The organism is Shewanella sp. 10N.286.52.C2 (assembly GCF_002874545.1).
Taxonomy (GTDB): domain Bacteria; phylum Pseudomonadota; class Gammaproteobacteria; order Enterobacterales; family Shewanellaceae; genus Shewanella.
Genome location: NZ_MCTV01000004.1, coordinates 45,869 through 61,948 on the forward strand (window position 1 = coordinate 45,869; position 16,080 = coordinate 61,948).

The following is a 16,080-nucleotide window of genomic DNA, read 5'->3' on the forward strand; positions in this document are numbered from 1 at the left end:
AAGCTAAATAAATCAGATATCTATCAAGGCTTGTTTTGGTCAATATCGTGCTGTAATAAAATTAAAGATTCTAACAATTTACTGGCAGGCCCCTGATTATCTCGGTTAGGGATAACCAAAGTTAATGCAATTTTACGACTTTTACTGCCTTTAAGAATAAGCCTAGCGAGCTTACCTTGGCGAATATCATCCTCGACCAAATAAGCGGGCGCCCAACAAAAGCCAATGCCACTTTGTAACACGTTTTTTGCTTCGTGAAAGTTTGATACTGTCCAGCGCTGCTCTGACTTTAACCAACCAGTATCTACTGATTTTTCAGTTGCAGTGTCTTTAATGACCACTTGTAAGTGCTGCGCCAGCTCTGTTTCATCGGCAACAATACCGCACTGGGTTAATGGATGAGTCGGACTGCATACAAGGTATAAGTCTGACTCACACAGGAACTCGGCAATATGGCCTTTTGCAGGAATACCGCAAATAGCGATATCGGCGATGTTATTGTCAATTAATTCTTGTGTGCCTGTGATCACCGAGTCAATGACAGTCACTCGGGTCCCACGGCTATCGGGCCAAAAGGCTTTTAAGGCGTCCACAAGAAATTGCATTGGATAGATGATTTCGCGGGCAATGGTCAAGTTGGGCTCCCAGCCTTGTCCTAAATTGCTCGCAAGTTGCTCAAGTTCATCAACGGTTTGGGTTAAGTGACGTGAGCGCCTGAGTAGTACTTCACCTTGCTGCGTTAGGTAAGCTTTGCGTCCCTTTACTTCAAGTAATTGAATCCCAAGTTGGTTTTGTAGTTTAGCCACAGCGTGATTGAGCGAAGATTGGCTTTTATTCAGCTTTTCTGCTGCTTGGGCGTAACCACCAAAGTCCACTACAGATTGAATAATTCGCCATTGCTCAAGTGTGGATTTTGCTCTATTCATACAAAACTCATTAGTTTACAGGTCAATATTAAAAAGAGCGTATCACACAGTGATACGCTCTTGAAGGCAATCGAGAACGCGCTTAATTACTTAGCGCTAGGTTTCTCTTTTGTATTGCTGTTAGTTTTAGTGAGATCTTTAGGCGTCACTTGCACCGGCAAATACTTCTTCGTCGCTTTTATTTCAGCAAGGTAAGGGCCTTTATGCAGCTTCTCTGGCCAATCAAGAAGCATCATCGCCAATACATTGCGGTGTTCGCCTGACACCATATTGGGATTACCACGAGGTGACGGGATCAGTTGATACTCAGGGATAAATGACGCCGCAATATGGTTTTGAGTCTTTTTAACCACAGGATGGTTTGGCTGACCCGCTAATAAAAAGCTAATGCCGACTTCTGAAATAATGTCATCGGTTGCATCAGTTAAGATCCGATCAATGTTGTTATTAAAGTAATCTAAAATCCATTGATAATCTTTGGCGTTAACTTGCTCTTGATAATAACCACTAGAGGCAAAAATAAAGTGTGTCATACCATATAGCTTGTTTCGGTACTGCTTTTTATCAAGATTGTTGTCTTTATCGTCAGGATAAGTCTCGATGAACGCTTGTTTATATACCTCGACATAATCCCCCACATTTAGCTGTTTAGCCCAGTAAACATAATTCACTAACTGCGCGGCCCATGATGTGATCATTTTAGGATCAGTCAAAGCTGGGGTTAAATCATAGGCTTTTAAGCCTTTAATCATTTGCTCATGACATGGCCCCATGAAACCCAGTTCATCGGTGCGACTGGCATAGCGCAATAAAATATCGCTATAGAAAATAAACTCTGGAAACGGCTTAAGGGCTTTTTTACGCGCTTTAGCACGAGGACCTTTACCTAACACGCTAATAGCTTGTTCGGCTTCATCTTCAATAAAATTAGGTTTATCCATATTACAGGCAAAGTAGTTTTGTCTTTCTGTAATGGTGATCAAATCAATTAAAGCGGCATTAGCGTACTTTTCATCACCAGTCATGCGATACATACGTAAACCATAATGCCCTTGAATTCGAGGTGGCAAGGAATACATATTTTGTTCAAGGTTAAGCTGAATTGCGCTTCGAACTTGCTGGTGAGTTAATTGATGGTTATCTCTGGTTTCAGCAAAGCTGCTGGCACAAGTAAGTAGCAACGAAAAGCTGATTAAACTGGTTAAGGATTTAAATTTTCGAATTGCCAACATTAAAGGCTCTCCTGATGATTGATGATGGATCAGTCGGTGGATTAAGTATAATGCTCATTTGTTGGATTAGGGATAAATTATCTTCATTAACTACCAAAATATCAAAAACTTGGCGATTTGTTATTGAAGCGTTAGTGTCTGTATTAATCAAATTAACTAAATTTTGTTGCCAAAGTGGGTGATAGTAATCGAGCCCTTCATTAGCTATGCCGTTAAAGCTATAGGCCATATTTTTTGCATCCGGCCATTGTTGATTAAAACTCGCCTGAAAAGCCTGATTGATGGCGCTATTTAGTTGTTGATTATTTATATCATCCCCTTGCTGCTCAGAGTTTAAATAATACCAAGCGACTTTGCTGCGAAATACCCTAAGTTGCTGTCGATAAGACTCAGCAAATTGCTCTCTCGCTGAAGGGGTTAAATAGGCTAATTGGTGTTGTAGATGACTGCTTAACCAATAATAACCTAATAAATAATTATCTGTTGATACTCCAAGCTTATTTACCAAATAGAATTGGCTGCCTCGAGTCATAGCAGTAATGGCCTCGCTGAGGCTTTTCACCAGTTGCATTGCTTGGCGCCGATTAGATAAATATTTTGGAAAAACCACGCTCGCTTGGGCAAATTGCTGACCGATCACCGGATACCTAATGATATTCGCCATCGAATGCTTACTTGTATGGATATAGAGTTCACCAACTAAACGCTGCTGATGCCACAAGCGATAAGTTGTAATTGGTTCTGATGGTTCATTGACCGTTGCAGTGCCATTGCCAGTACTCGCGGTGGTATTGGTTTCATTAGTGGACGACATATCAGCTTGCACTTGGAGGGGAATCGCTTCGAATTCAAGCCCCAGAGGCGTTAATACATCGACAACTTGCTGAAATAAATCACTACTGTTTTTGGGGCCAAGATAAGGGGTATTTTTTATCTGACTAAGGGTTTTACCGATATTCCAAGGCGCTGTATTAATATTATTGGTTTGGCTTTCTAAGAAGGATAATAACAGCTGATTTGTTAATAACGGCTTTGTTGATAATGATTGGGTTGCCTGTAATGGCGCGCTTTGGGCTTCAGCTGAAGCAATGCTGGGCTCAGGCGCTGAAACTTGCTGCTTAATGGTTTTAATTGTCGCTAATAACTGCTGATTTTTACTTTTTGCCCGTGCTTGATAGGCCTGCCAAGTGGTTTTTCGGCATTGCTCATCTGGTTGTAAAAGTAAGTATTTGGCTAAACTGATCTCAAAAGCAGAGTTTGTATCATCGCGGTTGGTATCTAACTGGCATTGTGCGTTATTAAATACCAATTTCAAATTACTATTACTAAGGTTTCGTCTTATCGTTGCCTGTGCATTGTGTAACTGTGATTTGGTATCGATATCAAGTTGGGCTAGTGTAATCGCGTTAATTTTATTGGCTAATAAAGAGTAGGGCATGTGGCTATCTTCAAGCTCAGCGATAAAACTGGATAATTGAGGCGCTGTTAACAATGCTGATAATTCATCAGCTAAATGTAATTGGCACATTAATAGCCCTTCACGCTGGTTATGAGTGGCTAAGTGGCGGTAGTAATTTAAACGGTCGTTAAAATTGTTAAAGCCTAAGGTTAATTGCTCAAACTGTAATGTTTGGTAAGGGGTTGTTTGCTTTAAATCTAGGGATGCTAAAGACGGTTTGTATTGCAAACATTGTTGCACAAACAGCTGAAGAGGATTGGCAACTGCTTGCGCAGTTGCCAATAAACTAAAAGTTAGGATTACTACAGAAATGCTTTTTGGCATAAGCCACACGTTCTTCCACTGAAACGGCAGGGCCTTTGATAGACTCAACATGTTGCAAGCGTTGTAAAATCCCTCTACCGTTTGCGGTTTGAATTGCAAGTCCTGGTCGAGCATTTAGCTCCAGTAGTAATGGACCTCGCTGCTTATCCAAAACCATATCGGTTCCTAAATAACCCAGTTCACACATTTCATAGGCACTGGATGCGGTATGAAGCAGGGTGTCCCAGTTTGGGACTTGAATTTGTGACAATTCAAATTGAGTATCAGGATGCTTTAAAACAGGTTCATCAAATTGAACAGCAAACAAACTTTTGCCTGTAGCAATATCTAAACCGACACCGACAGCGCCTTGGTGCAAATTAGCTTTGCCATCAGAAGCAGCTGTTGAGCAGCGTAGCATGCCCATTACTGGATAGCCTTTAAACACGATTAAGCGGATATCAGGCACGCCTTCGTAACTAAAACCATCAAAAACCGGATCGAACTCAATCAAGCCTTCAACAATGGCGACATCAGGGGTGCCGCCTAAAGAAAACAACCCACTTAAGATGTTGGAGACATGGCGATAAACTTCAGTCGGCGTCACTTCATCGCCATTAGGTTTATAATAGCGACCGCCTTCCACTTTAGTGATCACCAAAATCCCTTTACCGCCAGAACCTTTTGCTGGCTTTATCACAAAGCCAGTACGGTCGATGACCATTTGCGGAATATCATTGATTTTGTGCTGCTCTTCAACAACACCAATCAAGTCAGGTACGGCAATACCATTGGCTAAAGCTAATTGCTTGGTAATCAGCTTGTCATCCACGCGTTTGTAATATTTACGAGGATTATATTTTCCAATGTAATCGATATTACGCTTATTCATATTTAATACGCCTTTGCGGCGCAGCTCCCAAGGCCAGGCAAAGTTCATTACTGATCTCCAGCCAAAGGTTTAAAGCGTTTAAGCTCTGTGAGACGGTAGCCAGTGTATTGGCCCATCACTAACACCATTGCTAAAATCACTAAGTGAATACCTAAGAAGTTAAATACCCAATATTGGATCCAACTGTTACTCATAGCAAGGTAGGCTAAGGTGGCGACAAACAAGCTACCACCGCCGGCCATCACTACCGCTTTAGGGCCTTCTTCTTCCCATAAAATTGACATACGTTCAATGGTCCATGCCAAAATGATCATCGGGAAGAAGGTAATGGTTAAGCCTTCACTTAATCCCACTTTATAGGAAATAAGCGTAAACAAGCCAATAATAAATATCACTACAATAATGACCGCGGATATTCGGGATATGAGCAATAAGTTAAGTTGCGATAAATAGGAGCGGATCATCAAACCAAAGGCGACAATTAACAAGAAGCCAATTAAGCCGGTCAATAATGTGGTTTGAATAAAGGCTAATGCAATCAGTACCGGCATAAAGGTACCTGATGTCTTGATACCGATAATCACTCTTAAGAACACCACCACAAGCACGCCAATTGGGATCAATAAAATCCCTTTGAAGGTACTTTGTTCTTCTAGTGGTAATTGGTACAAAGAAAAATCCAGTGCATCTGAGTTTTTCATCATATCGATAGAGGTTGCCAGTGCTGAGCGTGTTTCTTGCAACATTGAAAAGTTAACTTGCGAGTTACTGCCACCAACAACATCTAACACCGATTGGTTATTGTGTTGCCATAAAACCAAGTTATCAGGACGGCCTTGTCTGTTGCCTTCAACATCAAATAAAACCCATTCACCATTATGATAAACCTGCACATAAGGATTGAGTTGCTGACGACGACGTTGGTCTTCTAGCATTAGACCACTCACTTGTTTTGCAGGAACGCCTTTAGAGTGCAGCATTTGCAAAAACAACTGGGTACGAGTGTTAACTGATAATAACAGTGCTAAATTCTGCGATTGATTAGTGTCGTTAATCACTGACATTAACTGCTGTGCGTAAGAAAGGTTATTAGCACTGCGCTGCCATACATCGTTCATGATTTGGTCAGCGGCGCCTTTTTCAGTGACTTGCCATAAAAAGGGTTCTGGTGTTTCAGGTACTTCATCTTGGGTGACGTCAAGTTGACCTGTCGGTACCAGTGTTACACGGTAATATAAGGATTGACGTCCAGAGGATTCACGAATTGACCAAACTGCTCTTCTGTCAGCCCCTTCTGAGATATTTAGACCATATCCCGGTGAGGTAGCATTTTCTGAAAGCACATCAAATGCAGGATCTTGTGGCAAAGAGAGTGATACTTCGGTTGGGTTATTATTACCATTAAACATCACTTTTGCTTCCACTGACCAGCTTTGAACCTGCTGACCAGGAAGGAAAGGGACGTTGTGTTCAACGCTGCGATAAATACTGGCTGCAGTACCGAATATAAATAATAACGCGACGAAGATAAAAAACGGTTTACGTGAATGCATTAGAAGTCCTATTTAACTTTTGTCGTTATTTGTTTGTCTTTTTTTCCATGAATATAGCTCTGGCCGACATCGACTACAGCAATATCTTTCATAAATTTACGACCAAGTAGTAAGGGATAATCTAAATGGCTACGATCGGTTAAGTTTAAGTCAGTTTCAGCGGCGTATTTACCAATTTGCAGGTGGGCATGAATAACGGGGCGGCGATCATCAGGTTGTTCTGCATCTTGTTTAATGCGCACAAAACGTTCAACTTTATGTTCAAAAGTATCCCCAGGTTGATCCTCTCCATTGATCATTACATCGAAGCGAACCCATTGAACGCCATTACGTTCAAATAACACAATATTGCGGGCATCTAATGATGACGATTCAGCGCCAGTATCAATACGCGTTGCAAAAGCGGCTTTTAATTCGTCAATAAAAACACTTTCTACTTCACCCAGAACAAACTTATCGGTTATTGCTGACTCAGGACACTGAGGTGGTTCATTTAATTGCGCTAATGCAACGGCATCAGCATCCATTTTTTCAGATTGTTTGGTAAGAGTATCGGTGATTTGTAACCTTAATTGTTGTACTTCTTCGTTTAAGGCAACAATTTCAGGTGTGGCGCTAATACATTGGCTATTAATCGCTTCAATAATAGCGGCCTGAGAACTGGCTAAATTTGAAGTAAACTCTTCACTACCAACCGGAGTTACTTTTTCTGTTGAAGCACAGCCGGTGATTAACGCGGCTGTACAAGATAAAATAAATACCTGCTTTAACATGATAATTCCTGTTATTTTAATAATCTAGGTTAAATTAAGTCGTGATTAGGTTGGTTCTTTATTGCAATAATCGTTGCACGTTTGGGTGCAGGGTAACCTTCTACCGTTAAACTAACATCATTTGGATCAAGATAATCCACTAACGACTCGTTTTTCATCCATTTAGTTGAGCGCTGTTCTGCCATAGAGGTGACATCAACATCGACACAACGGATATCGGTAAAATCGCATTTTTTAAGCCATAACATTAACGCATCAACGGAGGGTAAAAACCATACGTTGTTCATTTTGCCGTATCTGTCTTCTGGCACTAAAACCGCATTTTCATCACCATCGATAACTAAAGTTTCTAATACCAATTCGCCGCCCATACGCAGTTGATCACGTAACTGCATTAGATGGTCGATAGGTGAGCGGCGGTGATATAACACTCCCATAGAAAACACTGTATCAAACGCATCAAGTGCTGGCAGTTCTTCAATTCCTAATGGCAATAAATGAACAGGATGCTGATTACCCGCTAAACGCTTAACGGCTTCAAATTGGCATAAAAATAACGGCGAAGGGTCAATACCCACGACACGTTTTGCGCCAGCCCCTAGCATGCGCCACATGTGGTAGCCGCTACCACAACCTACATCTAGCACGGTGCGATTCTCTAACGGTGAAATATGTGGTTTTACTCGATCCCATTTCCAGTCACTGCGCCATTCGGTATCGATATCAATACCATGAATATTAAAAGGACCTTTACGCCAAGGTTGAAACAAGCCTAAAAGGTTTTCAAGTTTTTCAGTTTGACCTGCAGTTAATTGGCTGCCATCGCCAATTTTGACACCATTGAATAAATCGATGCTTGTTGGAGTAGGGTAATTAAGTTTGTTAAGGACTTTTTCCCATTTAGGTAAATTGCCGTGTTTATGTTCACGTTGCCACTTTCCTAAAATAGCCGGTAATTCTTCCAACCAGTGTTGTAACGATGAGTCGGCAATTTGTTGATAAAAAGAGCTGAAACTAATCACTTGATAGCCACCATAGATGCGAAATTAAAACATTGGAACCATACAGTTGAATGACTAAAGCCATTATCAGTAAAGCGTTGTTGGTGGATTGTTAAACTGTCTGGGCGCATCACATTTTCAAGTGCGCTGCGTTTTTGGCTGATTTCTAACTCACTGTAGCCATTAGCACGTTTAAAATCGAGGTGTTGTTCATACAGCAATGATTGAATCACATCATCTTCAAAGCAGAGCTTTTCTGAGATCACTAAAATGCCGCCAGGCAATAAGCCTTGAAATATTTTTTTGATCAGGCTATCTCTATCTTGCACCGGTAAAAACTGTAAGGTGAAATTTAACACCACCATCGATGCATTGGTGATTTCTACATCTCTAATGTCACCACAAATTAACTCAACCTCAGTATCACTGACATAAGCCGCGAGATTTTCCTGACATCGAGAAACCATAGACTCGCTATTATCTACTGCGATGATACGGCATTGGCGTTGTTCAATTTGACGACGAATACTTAAGGTAGCAGAGCCTAAGGAGCTGCCTAAATCATAAATATTAGAATTTGGCGTTACATACCTATCAGCAAAATCACCTATCGTATTAATGATTTGTGCATAACCAGGTACAGAACGTCTGATCATATCGTTGAACACACCAGCGACGCGATTATCAAATTGAAAATCTGATATTTTGTCAGTTGCTGTGGCGTAAATTGTGTCTTGTTGAGAGTTCATCTGCAGTAACTTAGGAGTATTATATTGTCATTCTAGCTAATCCTAACAAATAGCAGCAAGTATCCCATTGGAATTTTTGTAAATTATTTTGTTTATTGGCTATTTTCTCGGTAAATTATTCATCTTGTTAGACAATTAGTCGATATAAAACGGTATGATGTACAGTAATTAAAAATAACCAACAAACACATAACCTTTTTCTTCAGAGAAAATACATCTTGCACAAGGGATAGCGCTTGAAGTTCACTCAATTTATATTTGTCATCATAGTCAGTTTAGTGCTCACCACTGCTACTTGGGCTAATACCTCCTCAGATGAGATACTAGTAAGCTCACTACCGAAAACAATATCTATTTCAATGAGTGAAGACGCTTACCCTTATCAATTTGTTGATCAAAATGGTAACCCTTCGGGTTTGATGGTCGATTTATGGCACGAATGGTCAGTTAAGAGTGGCATTAAAGTGATTTTTAAGCCCATGCCATGGAAGGAGTCACTCTCTGCTGTTGAAGAAGGTAAGGTCGATGCCCATATAGGAATGGTAGTAAACGCGAAAAGAAAGACAAAATTTGCTTATGCCAATCAAATAACAACATTAAATAATTACGTTTACCTTCATAATGATATCGCCACTAAGAAAAGCATCACAGATTTAAAACCTTTTAAAATAGGGGTTATCGAAGGCACATCTCATCTCGATGATTTATTAGCCATTGAACCTAGTCTCACATTTAAAACCTTCAAAACTAAACGTGAACTCGTGGACGCGGTAATTGATGGCGAGCTATATGCTTTTGCTGCTATTCAAGGTTATTATCAAGGGATTCCGGTTAATTTTGATTTGGCCAATAACTATCAAACTTCCGCTAGGATCTCAGTTAATACAGTTAATTTAGCGCCAGCGGTTGCCAAACGGCACAGTCATTGGGTTGCTGAAATTAACCAAGGTTTTGCGCAAATATCAGCGAAGGTGGTTGATGATATTGAGAAACGCTGGTTTGGCCTGAGACGTGAATCAGGCGGCTTAATGATCGCTATGCAAGTTGAAATTGAGCCGTTTGTTGATATAAACCCTGATGGTCAACCCCATGGTTTATTTGTCGATATTTGGCAGTTATGGTCTGAAAAAACGGGTATTAGTATCAACTTTATACCTAGCGATATGAACGGTAGTATTAATTTCGTTAAAAAAGGTTTAGCCGATGTACATATTGGCTATCCTGAAAGTGACAGCATAAATACTGGCTTGCATCGAGCTAATCATTTATACACTGTAAAAAGTCGTTTTTTTAGTTACCAAAAAGAATTAACCAATATTAGTCAAGTTGATGGTAAACGCATTGGTATTTTTGCCACATCTCCTTATATTGTTGAACTGAGAACATTATTGCCTAATGCGCAGCTGCGGTATTACGATTCTATGGCTCAAATGGTCAAAGCGAGCCAAGACGGCGATATTGTCGGCTTTGTTGCATCGAGTGCGACTACGTCACATTACTTACTTAATAATAAAAAATGGGCAGATTTCAATCAGCTCACTTCAACTGAATTTAGCACCCAGATTTATAACCTCACCAATGTTGAAAACACAGAGCTTGCTGAGCGTATCACCAATGGTTTCAAGCTGATTAGTTTGCATGAACTAAATAAAATAGAGCGTAAATGGCTGGTTAATAATGACGACCGCACTTTTATTAGCCGTGATAAGCAAATATTTTTAAGTCATAACGAGCAAAAATATTTGGACTCCTTAGGTGCATTAAAATTGGGCTATTTAGACGACTGGGCACCAATGGAATATCAAAATGAACAGGGTGAGTTTTCTGGCGTTAACAGCGACGTCACTGACATTATCTCTAATCAATTAGGAATCGATATTATTCCAGTTGCTTATCAAGATTGGGATAGCCTTAACAATGATATTAAATCAGGAACCATACACATGGTCGCTAGTATGGCCAAGAGTAAATTGCAGCAGCCTACGCTCGAATTTACCGATGGTTACTGGCCATCTCCTTGGGCCATTGCCACCTCACTCACTGAGCAACCACTATTTAATTTAAGTCAATACACAAGTAAACGGATTGCTGTGGTCAAAGGGTACAGCATCAATAATCAATTAAGGCAACAATTTCCAGGCTTAAAGATCATGCCTGTGGCAGATGTCAAAAGTGGTTTAAAAGCCGTATCTACAGGTCAAGCTGATTTATTTATTGAGCAAGTGGTTACCTTGGCTTATGCACTTAATGAAGGTGGTTTCCCTGATTTAAAAATAGCACTGGTAGCGGATTTAGCAGAGCAAAAAAGTCATATTGGCGTCTATTCAGAACTTAAAAAGCTCATCCCACTAATTAATCGTGCCTTAGAAACTATTGATGAAACAAAGCAGCAGCAAATGTATCAGCAATGGGTGGCCATTGACTTAAGTAGCGAAGCGGATAAATATCAACATTGGTTTAAGATGCTGTTGATAGGGTTAGTTATTGTTAGCGCTATTACATTGTTGGTTATTTGGGGTAACAGGCGGCTGAAGGCAGAAGTGGAGCTTCGTAAACAAGCACAATTAGAAAGTAAATTTGCAGCTGAGCATGATCCTGTGACTCATTTACCTAATCGGTGTTTACTTGATGATAGATTAGCTTGCGCCGTCACCGCTCATCTAAGAGAACAACATAAATTTGCCATTTTATTTATTGATATCGATAAGTTTAAAGCAGTTAATGACACCTATGGCCATCATGTTGGTGATCAAGCATTAGTTGCTATAGCAAATAGCTTGAAAAAAGCGGTTAGAAAATCAGATACAGTTTCTCGATTTGGTGGTGATGAATTTGTCATACTACTGAATAATATCGATAACGCAGAAAGTGCAATTAAGGTGGCTGAAACCATTACAGCTAACCTAACAGAGCCTTTGAGTATTGATGGTATCAGTCTAACGCTTACTGCCAGTATCGGTATGGCGATTTATCCTGATGATGGTGATAACGCCATTGCATTGTTAAAGTGTGCTGATAAAAATATGTACCGCAACAAGAAAAGCGCTAACAACTTAGGTTACCAATAAGCTGAATAGTCTTGATTAATTTCTAACAAATAAACTTAAGGCTTGGCAGCGGTTAACCAAAAATGCAGCAGATCCACAAAAAAAGCATTGGATGATGCTTTTTTGCACGTTTATTGTGCTAACTTTTTCCTAAAGCCGCGTTAATTGCAGTAAACTATTTCAAAGCTTGTAGTAAAATAATGTTCGGATTTATTTATCACGTCATTGACGTTGTTTAAGTACTATAGTTGCTAGCATTATTTATCTAATGTTTAACAGAATTATTTTTTAGAACCTATTACCGAATTAAGGGTAGAGTTAAATGCGCAGTCAATATTGTGGAGACGTCAATAAGTCTCATCTTGGTCAAGAAGTCACCTTAGTAGGTTGGGTAAACCGTAGCCGTGATTTAGGTGGCGTGATTTTTTTAGATCTTCGTGACAGAGAAGGGATTGTACAAGTTGTTTATGATCCGGATTTAGAAGATGTTTTCAAGGTTGCCAGTAGTTTACGTGGTGAATTTTGTGTACAAGTAAAAGGCGTGGTGCGTGCAAGACCAGAAAGCCAAATTAATGCACAAATGAAAACCGGTGAAATTGAAGTATTAGGTAAAGACTTAGTTATTATCAATGCTTCTGCGCCGTTACCACTAAGCATGGATAACTACCAAAACAATAGTGAAGAGCAGCGTTTAAAATACCGCTACTTAGATTTACGTCGCCCAGAAATGGCTGACAGAATCGTATTTCGCTCTAAAGTGACTAGTGCTGTGCGTCGTTTCCTTGATGACAGCGGTTTTTTAGATATTGAAACGCCAATCTTAACCAAAGCTACACCAGAAGGCGCTCGTGATTATCTAGTTCCAAGCCGGACCTATAAAGGTCAATTCTTTGCCTTACCTCAGTCACCACAGTTGTTTAAGCAATTGTTAATGATGTCTGGTTTTGACCGTTATTACCAGATCGTAAAGTGTTTCCGTGATGAAGATTTACGTGCAGATCGCCAACCAGAATTTACTCAAATAGATATCGAAACTTCTTTCATGTCGTCAGATCAAGTGATGGCGAAAACTGAAGAAATGGTTCGTGGTTTATTTAACGACTTATTAAATGTCGATTTAGGTGAATTTCCACGTATGCCATATGCAGAAGCCATGGCACGTTTTGGTTCAGACAAGCCTGATTTACGTAACCCACTAGAGTTAGTGGACATCGCTGATTTGGTTAAAGACGTAGAATTTGCAGTATTCAGTGGTCCAGCTAACGATGTCGAAGGTCGTGTTGCGGCATTACGCATTCCAGCAGGCGCATCTTTGTCTCGCAAACAAATTGACAACTACACTAAGTACGCTGGCATCTATGGTGCTAAAGGCCTAGCGTGGATGAAGATTAACGACTTATCTGCTGGCATTGAAGGTATTCAATCACCAGTACTTAAATTCTTAAACGAAGAAATCGTTAACGAAATTATCAGTCGCACAGGTGCGCAAACTGGTGACATCGTGTTATTTGGCGCTGATAAAGCCAATGTTGTTGCTGAAGCAATGGGAGCACTACGTCTTAAAGCCGGTGAAGATTTTGACCTACTTGAAGGTGAATGGCGTCCATTGTGGGTTGTTGACTTCCCAATGTTTGAGAAAATTAATGGTGGTTTCCACGCTGTTCACCATCCGTTTACCGCAGCATGTGATGTTACCCCAGAGCAATTAGAAGCGGATCCAGCCGCTGCGATTTCAGATGCATACGATATGGTATTAAATGGCTGTGAATTAGGCGGCGGTTCAGTGCGTATTCATAATGCAGAGATGCAAAGCGCGGTATTCCGTATCTTAGGTATTTCAGATGAAGAAGCCAACGAGAAGTTTGGCTTCTTACTTGAAGCATTACGTTATGGTACACCACCTCATGCAGGTTTAGCCTTTGGTTTAGATCGCATTATCATGTTAATGACAGGTGCAAGCTCAATACGTGATGTAATGGCATTCCCTAAAACAACCACTGCGGCATGTCCGTTAACTAATGCCCCAGGTTTTGCTAACCCGCAGCAGTTAGTTGAATTAGGTATCAATGTTATTCCGCAAGAGAAGCCCGCTACTGAAGAGTAATCTAAAGTTTGGCTACATTGATAAAATAACAAACCGAGGCATATGCCTCGGTCTGTTTTTATAATACCTAAGTGTGTAATCTAACAGGTATTGAGACCGGAAATTTAAAGGACTTACCATGGCTGGACACAGTAAATGGGACAATATTAAGCATCGTAAAGCGGCCCAAGATGCCAAGCGTGGCAAATTATTCAGTAAATTTATTCGTGAGTTAACCGTTTCAGCACGAGAAGGCGGATCAGATCCAGATGCTAACCCGCGTCTACGCGCCGCAATAGACAAAGCTTTATCAAATAATATGACCCGAGACACGGTAGAGCGCGCAGTAAAACGTGGTGCCGGCGAGCTTGATGGTCAGCAGCTTGATACCATTATTTATGAAGGGTACGGCCCAGGTGGCACCGCAGTGATGGTTGAAACCATGACCGACAACAAAAACCGAACTGTCTCTGGCGTACGCAATGCATTCAGTAAGTCAGGTGGTAACCTAGGCACCGATGGTTCTGTCGCTTATATGTTTACAAAATCTGGGGTCATTTCATATCCAAATACTGTCGATGAAGATCAACTGATGGACGCTGCCTTAGAAGCGGGTGCAGATGATGTGGTTTCCCATGATAATGGTGCATTTGATGTACTCACCACGCCTGATGCATTTGGGAGTGTTAAAGATGCCCTAGATGCTGCTGGTTTTGAAGCAGTAAATGCCGAAGTCACCATGATTGCCGGTACTAAAGCCGATTTAGATGCTGATACCGCAGCTAAATTTATGCGCTTGATCGATAATTTAGAAGATCATGATGATGTTCAAGAGGTTTATCATAACGCTGAAATATCAGACGAAGTAATGGAAAGTCTAGGTTAAGGAAACCTTAAAACCGTGACAACAATATTAGGCATTGATCCTGGTTCACGAATTACCGGATACGGCGTCATCAAGTGCCAAGGCAGACAACAACTGTATTTAGGCAGTGGCTGTATTCGAACCTCAGCAGATGATTTGCCGACTCGATTAAAACAAGTTTTTGATGGCATTACAGAAATCATCAAGCAATACCAGCCGGATCAATTTGCCATTGAACGGGTTTTTATGGCAAAAAATGCCGATTCGGCTCTAAAGCTTGGGCAAGCACGCGGCGCCGCCATTGTGGCGGCCATGAATGCTAATTTGCCGGTTGCTGAATACAGTGCAACCCAAATTAAAAGTGCTGTTGTGGGGACGGGGCGCGCGCAAAAAGCGCAAGTTCAGCATATGATCCAGCAAATTTTTAAATTGCCTGCTGCGCCTCAAGCTGATGCTGCTGATGCACTTGGCGTTGCTATTTGTCACTACCACACTTATCAAAGTTTAATTGCGCTGGGTGGAAAAGCTCAAAGCCGCACATATGGAAGATACAAATGATTGGAAGATTATGCGGATTGGTGGTTGAGAAACAGGCCCCAGAAATTGTACTTGATGTTAATGGCGTTGGTTACGAGTTACAGGTACCAATGACCAGTTTTTACGAGTTACCGGAATTAAACCATACCGCAATGCTATACACCCACTTTGTGGTACGTGAGGATGCGCAATTACTTTATGGTTTTATTACTAAGCAAGAGCGGGCGTTATTTCGCTTATTAATAAAAACCAATGGTGTCGGCCCTAAACTGGCGCTTACCATTTTGTCAGGTATGACCGCTGGCGAGTTTGTTAATTGTGTTGAGCGTGATGATATCGTGACCTTAGTAAAACTTCCCGGTGTCGGTAAAAAAACTGCAGAACGCTTAGTTATTGAAATGCGCGATAAACTGAAAAGTTTACTCGAAGCTTCCGTTGGCTCCGAGCGTGAGTTTGCATTGCAAACTAACTATCAACCTGCAGTGGTTGAAAACAATGCCGAAGAAGATGCTGTTGCCGCACTAGTATCATTAGGCTACAAACCCGCGCAAGCGAGTAAAGCGGTTATAACAGCTTATTCAGACGGCATGACCAGCGAAGTATTAATTAAAGCCGCGCTAAAATCGATGCTTTAACTCCGGTATTTAATTGCTTAATTAA

The 16,080-nt window shown here is 40.9% G+C and carries 13 protein-coding genes; 5 read left to right on the forward strand and 8 right to left on the reverse strand.

What is annotated here, in order from left to right; all coding sequences use genetic code 11:
- Positions 1-23 precede the first annotated feature (23 nt).
- From BCU94_RS02365 to cmoA, 8 genes are all read right to left on the reverse strand, one after another.
- Complete coding sequence (locus BCU94_RS02365; protein ID WP_102437194.1) at positions 24-926, reverse strand: LysR family transcriptional regulator; 903 nt, start codon at positions 924-926, stop codon at positions 24-26.
- An 86-nt stretch (positions 927-1,012) separates the two neighbouring features.
- Positions 1,013-2,158, reverse strand: a complete 1,146-nt coding sequence (locus tag BCU94_RS02370; protein ID WP_102437196.1) for a DUF3541 domain-containing protein — start codon at positions 2,156-2,158, stop codon at positions 1,013-1,015.
- Positions 2,136-3,941: a hypothetical protein gene (locus tag BCU94_RS02375; protein ID WP_102475515.1), complete on the reverse strand. Its 1,806-nt coding sequence runs from the start codon at positions 3,939-3,941 to the stop codon at positions 2,136-2,138. The genes BCU94_RS02370 and BCU94_RS02375 overlap by 23 nt, the downstream gene beginning before the upstream one ends.
- On the reverse strand, positions 3,904-4,860 hold the full coding sequence (locus BCU94_RS02380) for an alpha-L-glutamate ligase-like protein (RefSeq protein WP_076536381.1): 957 nt from the start codon (positions 4,858-4,860) through the stop codon (positions 3,904-3,906). The genes BCU94_RS02375 and BCU94_RS02380 overlap by 38 nt, the downstream gene beginning before the upstream one ends.
- A complete protein-coding gene (locus tag BCU94_RS02385) occupies positions 4,860-6,365 on the reverse strand; it encodes an inactive transglutaminase family protein (protein ID WP_102475516.1) in 1,506 nt (501 codons plus the stop codon). Before BCU94_RS02385 ends, BCU94_RS02380 begins: the two co-directional genes overlap by 1 nt.
- An 8-nt stretch (positions 6,366-6,373) precedes the next feature.
- Positions 6,374-7,138, reverse strand: coding sequence for an ATP-dependent zinc protease (locus BCU94_RS02390; RefSeq protein ID WP_102437202.1), 765 nt, complete (start codon positions 7,136-7,138; stop codon positions 6,374-6,376).
- Between the two features lie 29 nt (positions 7,139-7,167).
- Entirely contained in the window at positions 7,168-8,160 is a 993-nt protein-coding gene (cmoB, locus tag BCU94_RS02395; RefSeq protein WP_102437204.1) for a tRNA 5-methoxyuridine(34)/uridine 5-oxyacetic acid(34) synthase CmoB, read from the reverse strand.
- Positions 8,157-8,888 (reverse strand): carboxy-S-adenosyl-L-methionine synthase CmoA, encoded by a 732-nt coding sequence (cmoA, locus tag BCU94_RS02400; protein WP_102437206.1) that lies wholly within the window; start codon positions 8,886-8,888, stop codon positions 8,157-8,159. The genes cmoB and cmoA overlap by 4 nt, the downstream gene beginning before the upstream one ends.
- 236 nt (positions 8,889-9,124) lie before the next feature.
- Here cmoA and BCU94_RS02405 point away from each other — a divergent pair, with 236 nt between their 5' ends.
- The 5 genes from BCU94_RS02405 (at position 9,125) to ruvA (ending at position 16,055) form a co-directional block, all read left to right on the forward strand.
- Positions 9,125-11,956, forward strand: a complete 2,832-nt coding sequence (locus BCU94_RS02405) for a transporter substrate-binding domain-containing protein (RefSeq protein ID WP_102475517.1) — start codon at positions 9,125-9,127, stop codon at positions 11,954-11,956.
- A 301-nt stretch (positions 11,957-12,257) separates the two neighbouring features.
- On the forward strand, positions 12,258-14,039 hold the full coding sequence (gene aspS / locus BCU94_RS02410) for an aspartate--tRNA ligase (protein ID WP_102475518.1): 1,782 nt from the start codon (positions 12,258-12,260) through the stop codon (positions 14,037-14,039).
- A 118-nt stretch (positions 14,040-14,157) separates the two neighbouring features.
- On the forward strand, positions 14,158-14,904 hold the full coding sequence (locus tag BCU94_RS02415; protein ID WP_102475519.1) for a YebC/PmpR family DNA-binding transcriptional regulator: 747 nt from the start codon (positions 14,158-14,160) through the stop codon (positions 14,902-14,904).
- Positions 14,905-14,919: 15 nt separating this feature from the next.
- On the forward strand, positions 14,920-15,441 hold the full coding sequence (gene ruvC / locus BCU94_RS02420) for a crossover junction endodeoxyribonuclease RuvC (RefSeq protein ID WP_102475520.1): 522 nt from the start codon (positions 14,920-14,922) through the stop codon (positions 15,439-15,441).
- The gene (gene ruvA / locus BCU94_RS02425) at positions 15,438-16,055 is read left to right on the forward strand and encodes a Holliday junction branch migration protein RuvA (protein WP_102475521.1); all 618 of its coding nucleotides are present in this window, start codon (positions 15,438-15,440) and stop codon (positions 16,053-16,055) included. Before ruvC ends, ruvA begins: the two co-directional genes overlap by 4 nt.
- Positions 16,056-16,080: the final 25 nt, after the last annotated feature.

Coding starts and splice junctions, on each gene's coding strand:
- BCU94_RS02380 (WP_076536381.1), bottom strand. CDS start 4,860: ATGAACTTTGCCTGGCCTTGGGAGCTGCGCCGCAAAGGCGTATTAAAT.
- BCU94_RS02415 (WP_102475519.1), top strand. CDS start 14,158: ATGGCTGGACACAGTAAATGGGACAATATTAAGCATCGTAAAGCGGCC.
- ruvA (WP_102475521.1), top strand. CDS start 15,438: ATGATTGGAAGATTATGCGGATTGGTGGTTGAGAAACAGGCCCCAGAA.
- BCU94_RS02365 (WP_102437194.1), bottom strand. CDS start 926: ATGAATAGAGCAAAATCCACACTTGAGCAATGGCGAATTATTCAATCT.
- BCU94_RS02385 (WP_102475516.1), bottom strand. CDS start 6,365: ATGCATTCACGTAAACCGTTTTTTATCTTCGTCGCGTTATTATTTATA.
- BCU94_RS02370 (WP_102437196.1), bottom strand. CDS start 2,158: ATGTTGGCAATTCGAAAATTTAAATCCTTAACCAGTTTAATCAGCTTT.
- cmoA (WP_102437206.1), bottom strand. CDS start 8,888: ATGAACTCTCAACAAGACACAATTTACGCCACAGCAACTGACAAAATA.
- BCU94_RS02375 (WP_102475515.1), bottom strand. CDS start 3,941: ATGCCAAAAAGCATTTCTGTAGTAATCCTAACTTTTAGTTTATTGGCA.
- aspS (WP_102475518.1), top strand. CDS start 12,258: ATGCGCAGTCAATATTGTGGAGACGTCAATAAGTCTCATCTTGGTCAA.
- BCU94_RS02390 (WP_102437202.1), bottom strand. CDS start 7,138: ATGTTAAAGCAGGTATTTATTTTATCTTGTACAGCCGCGTTAATCACC.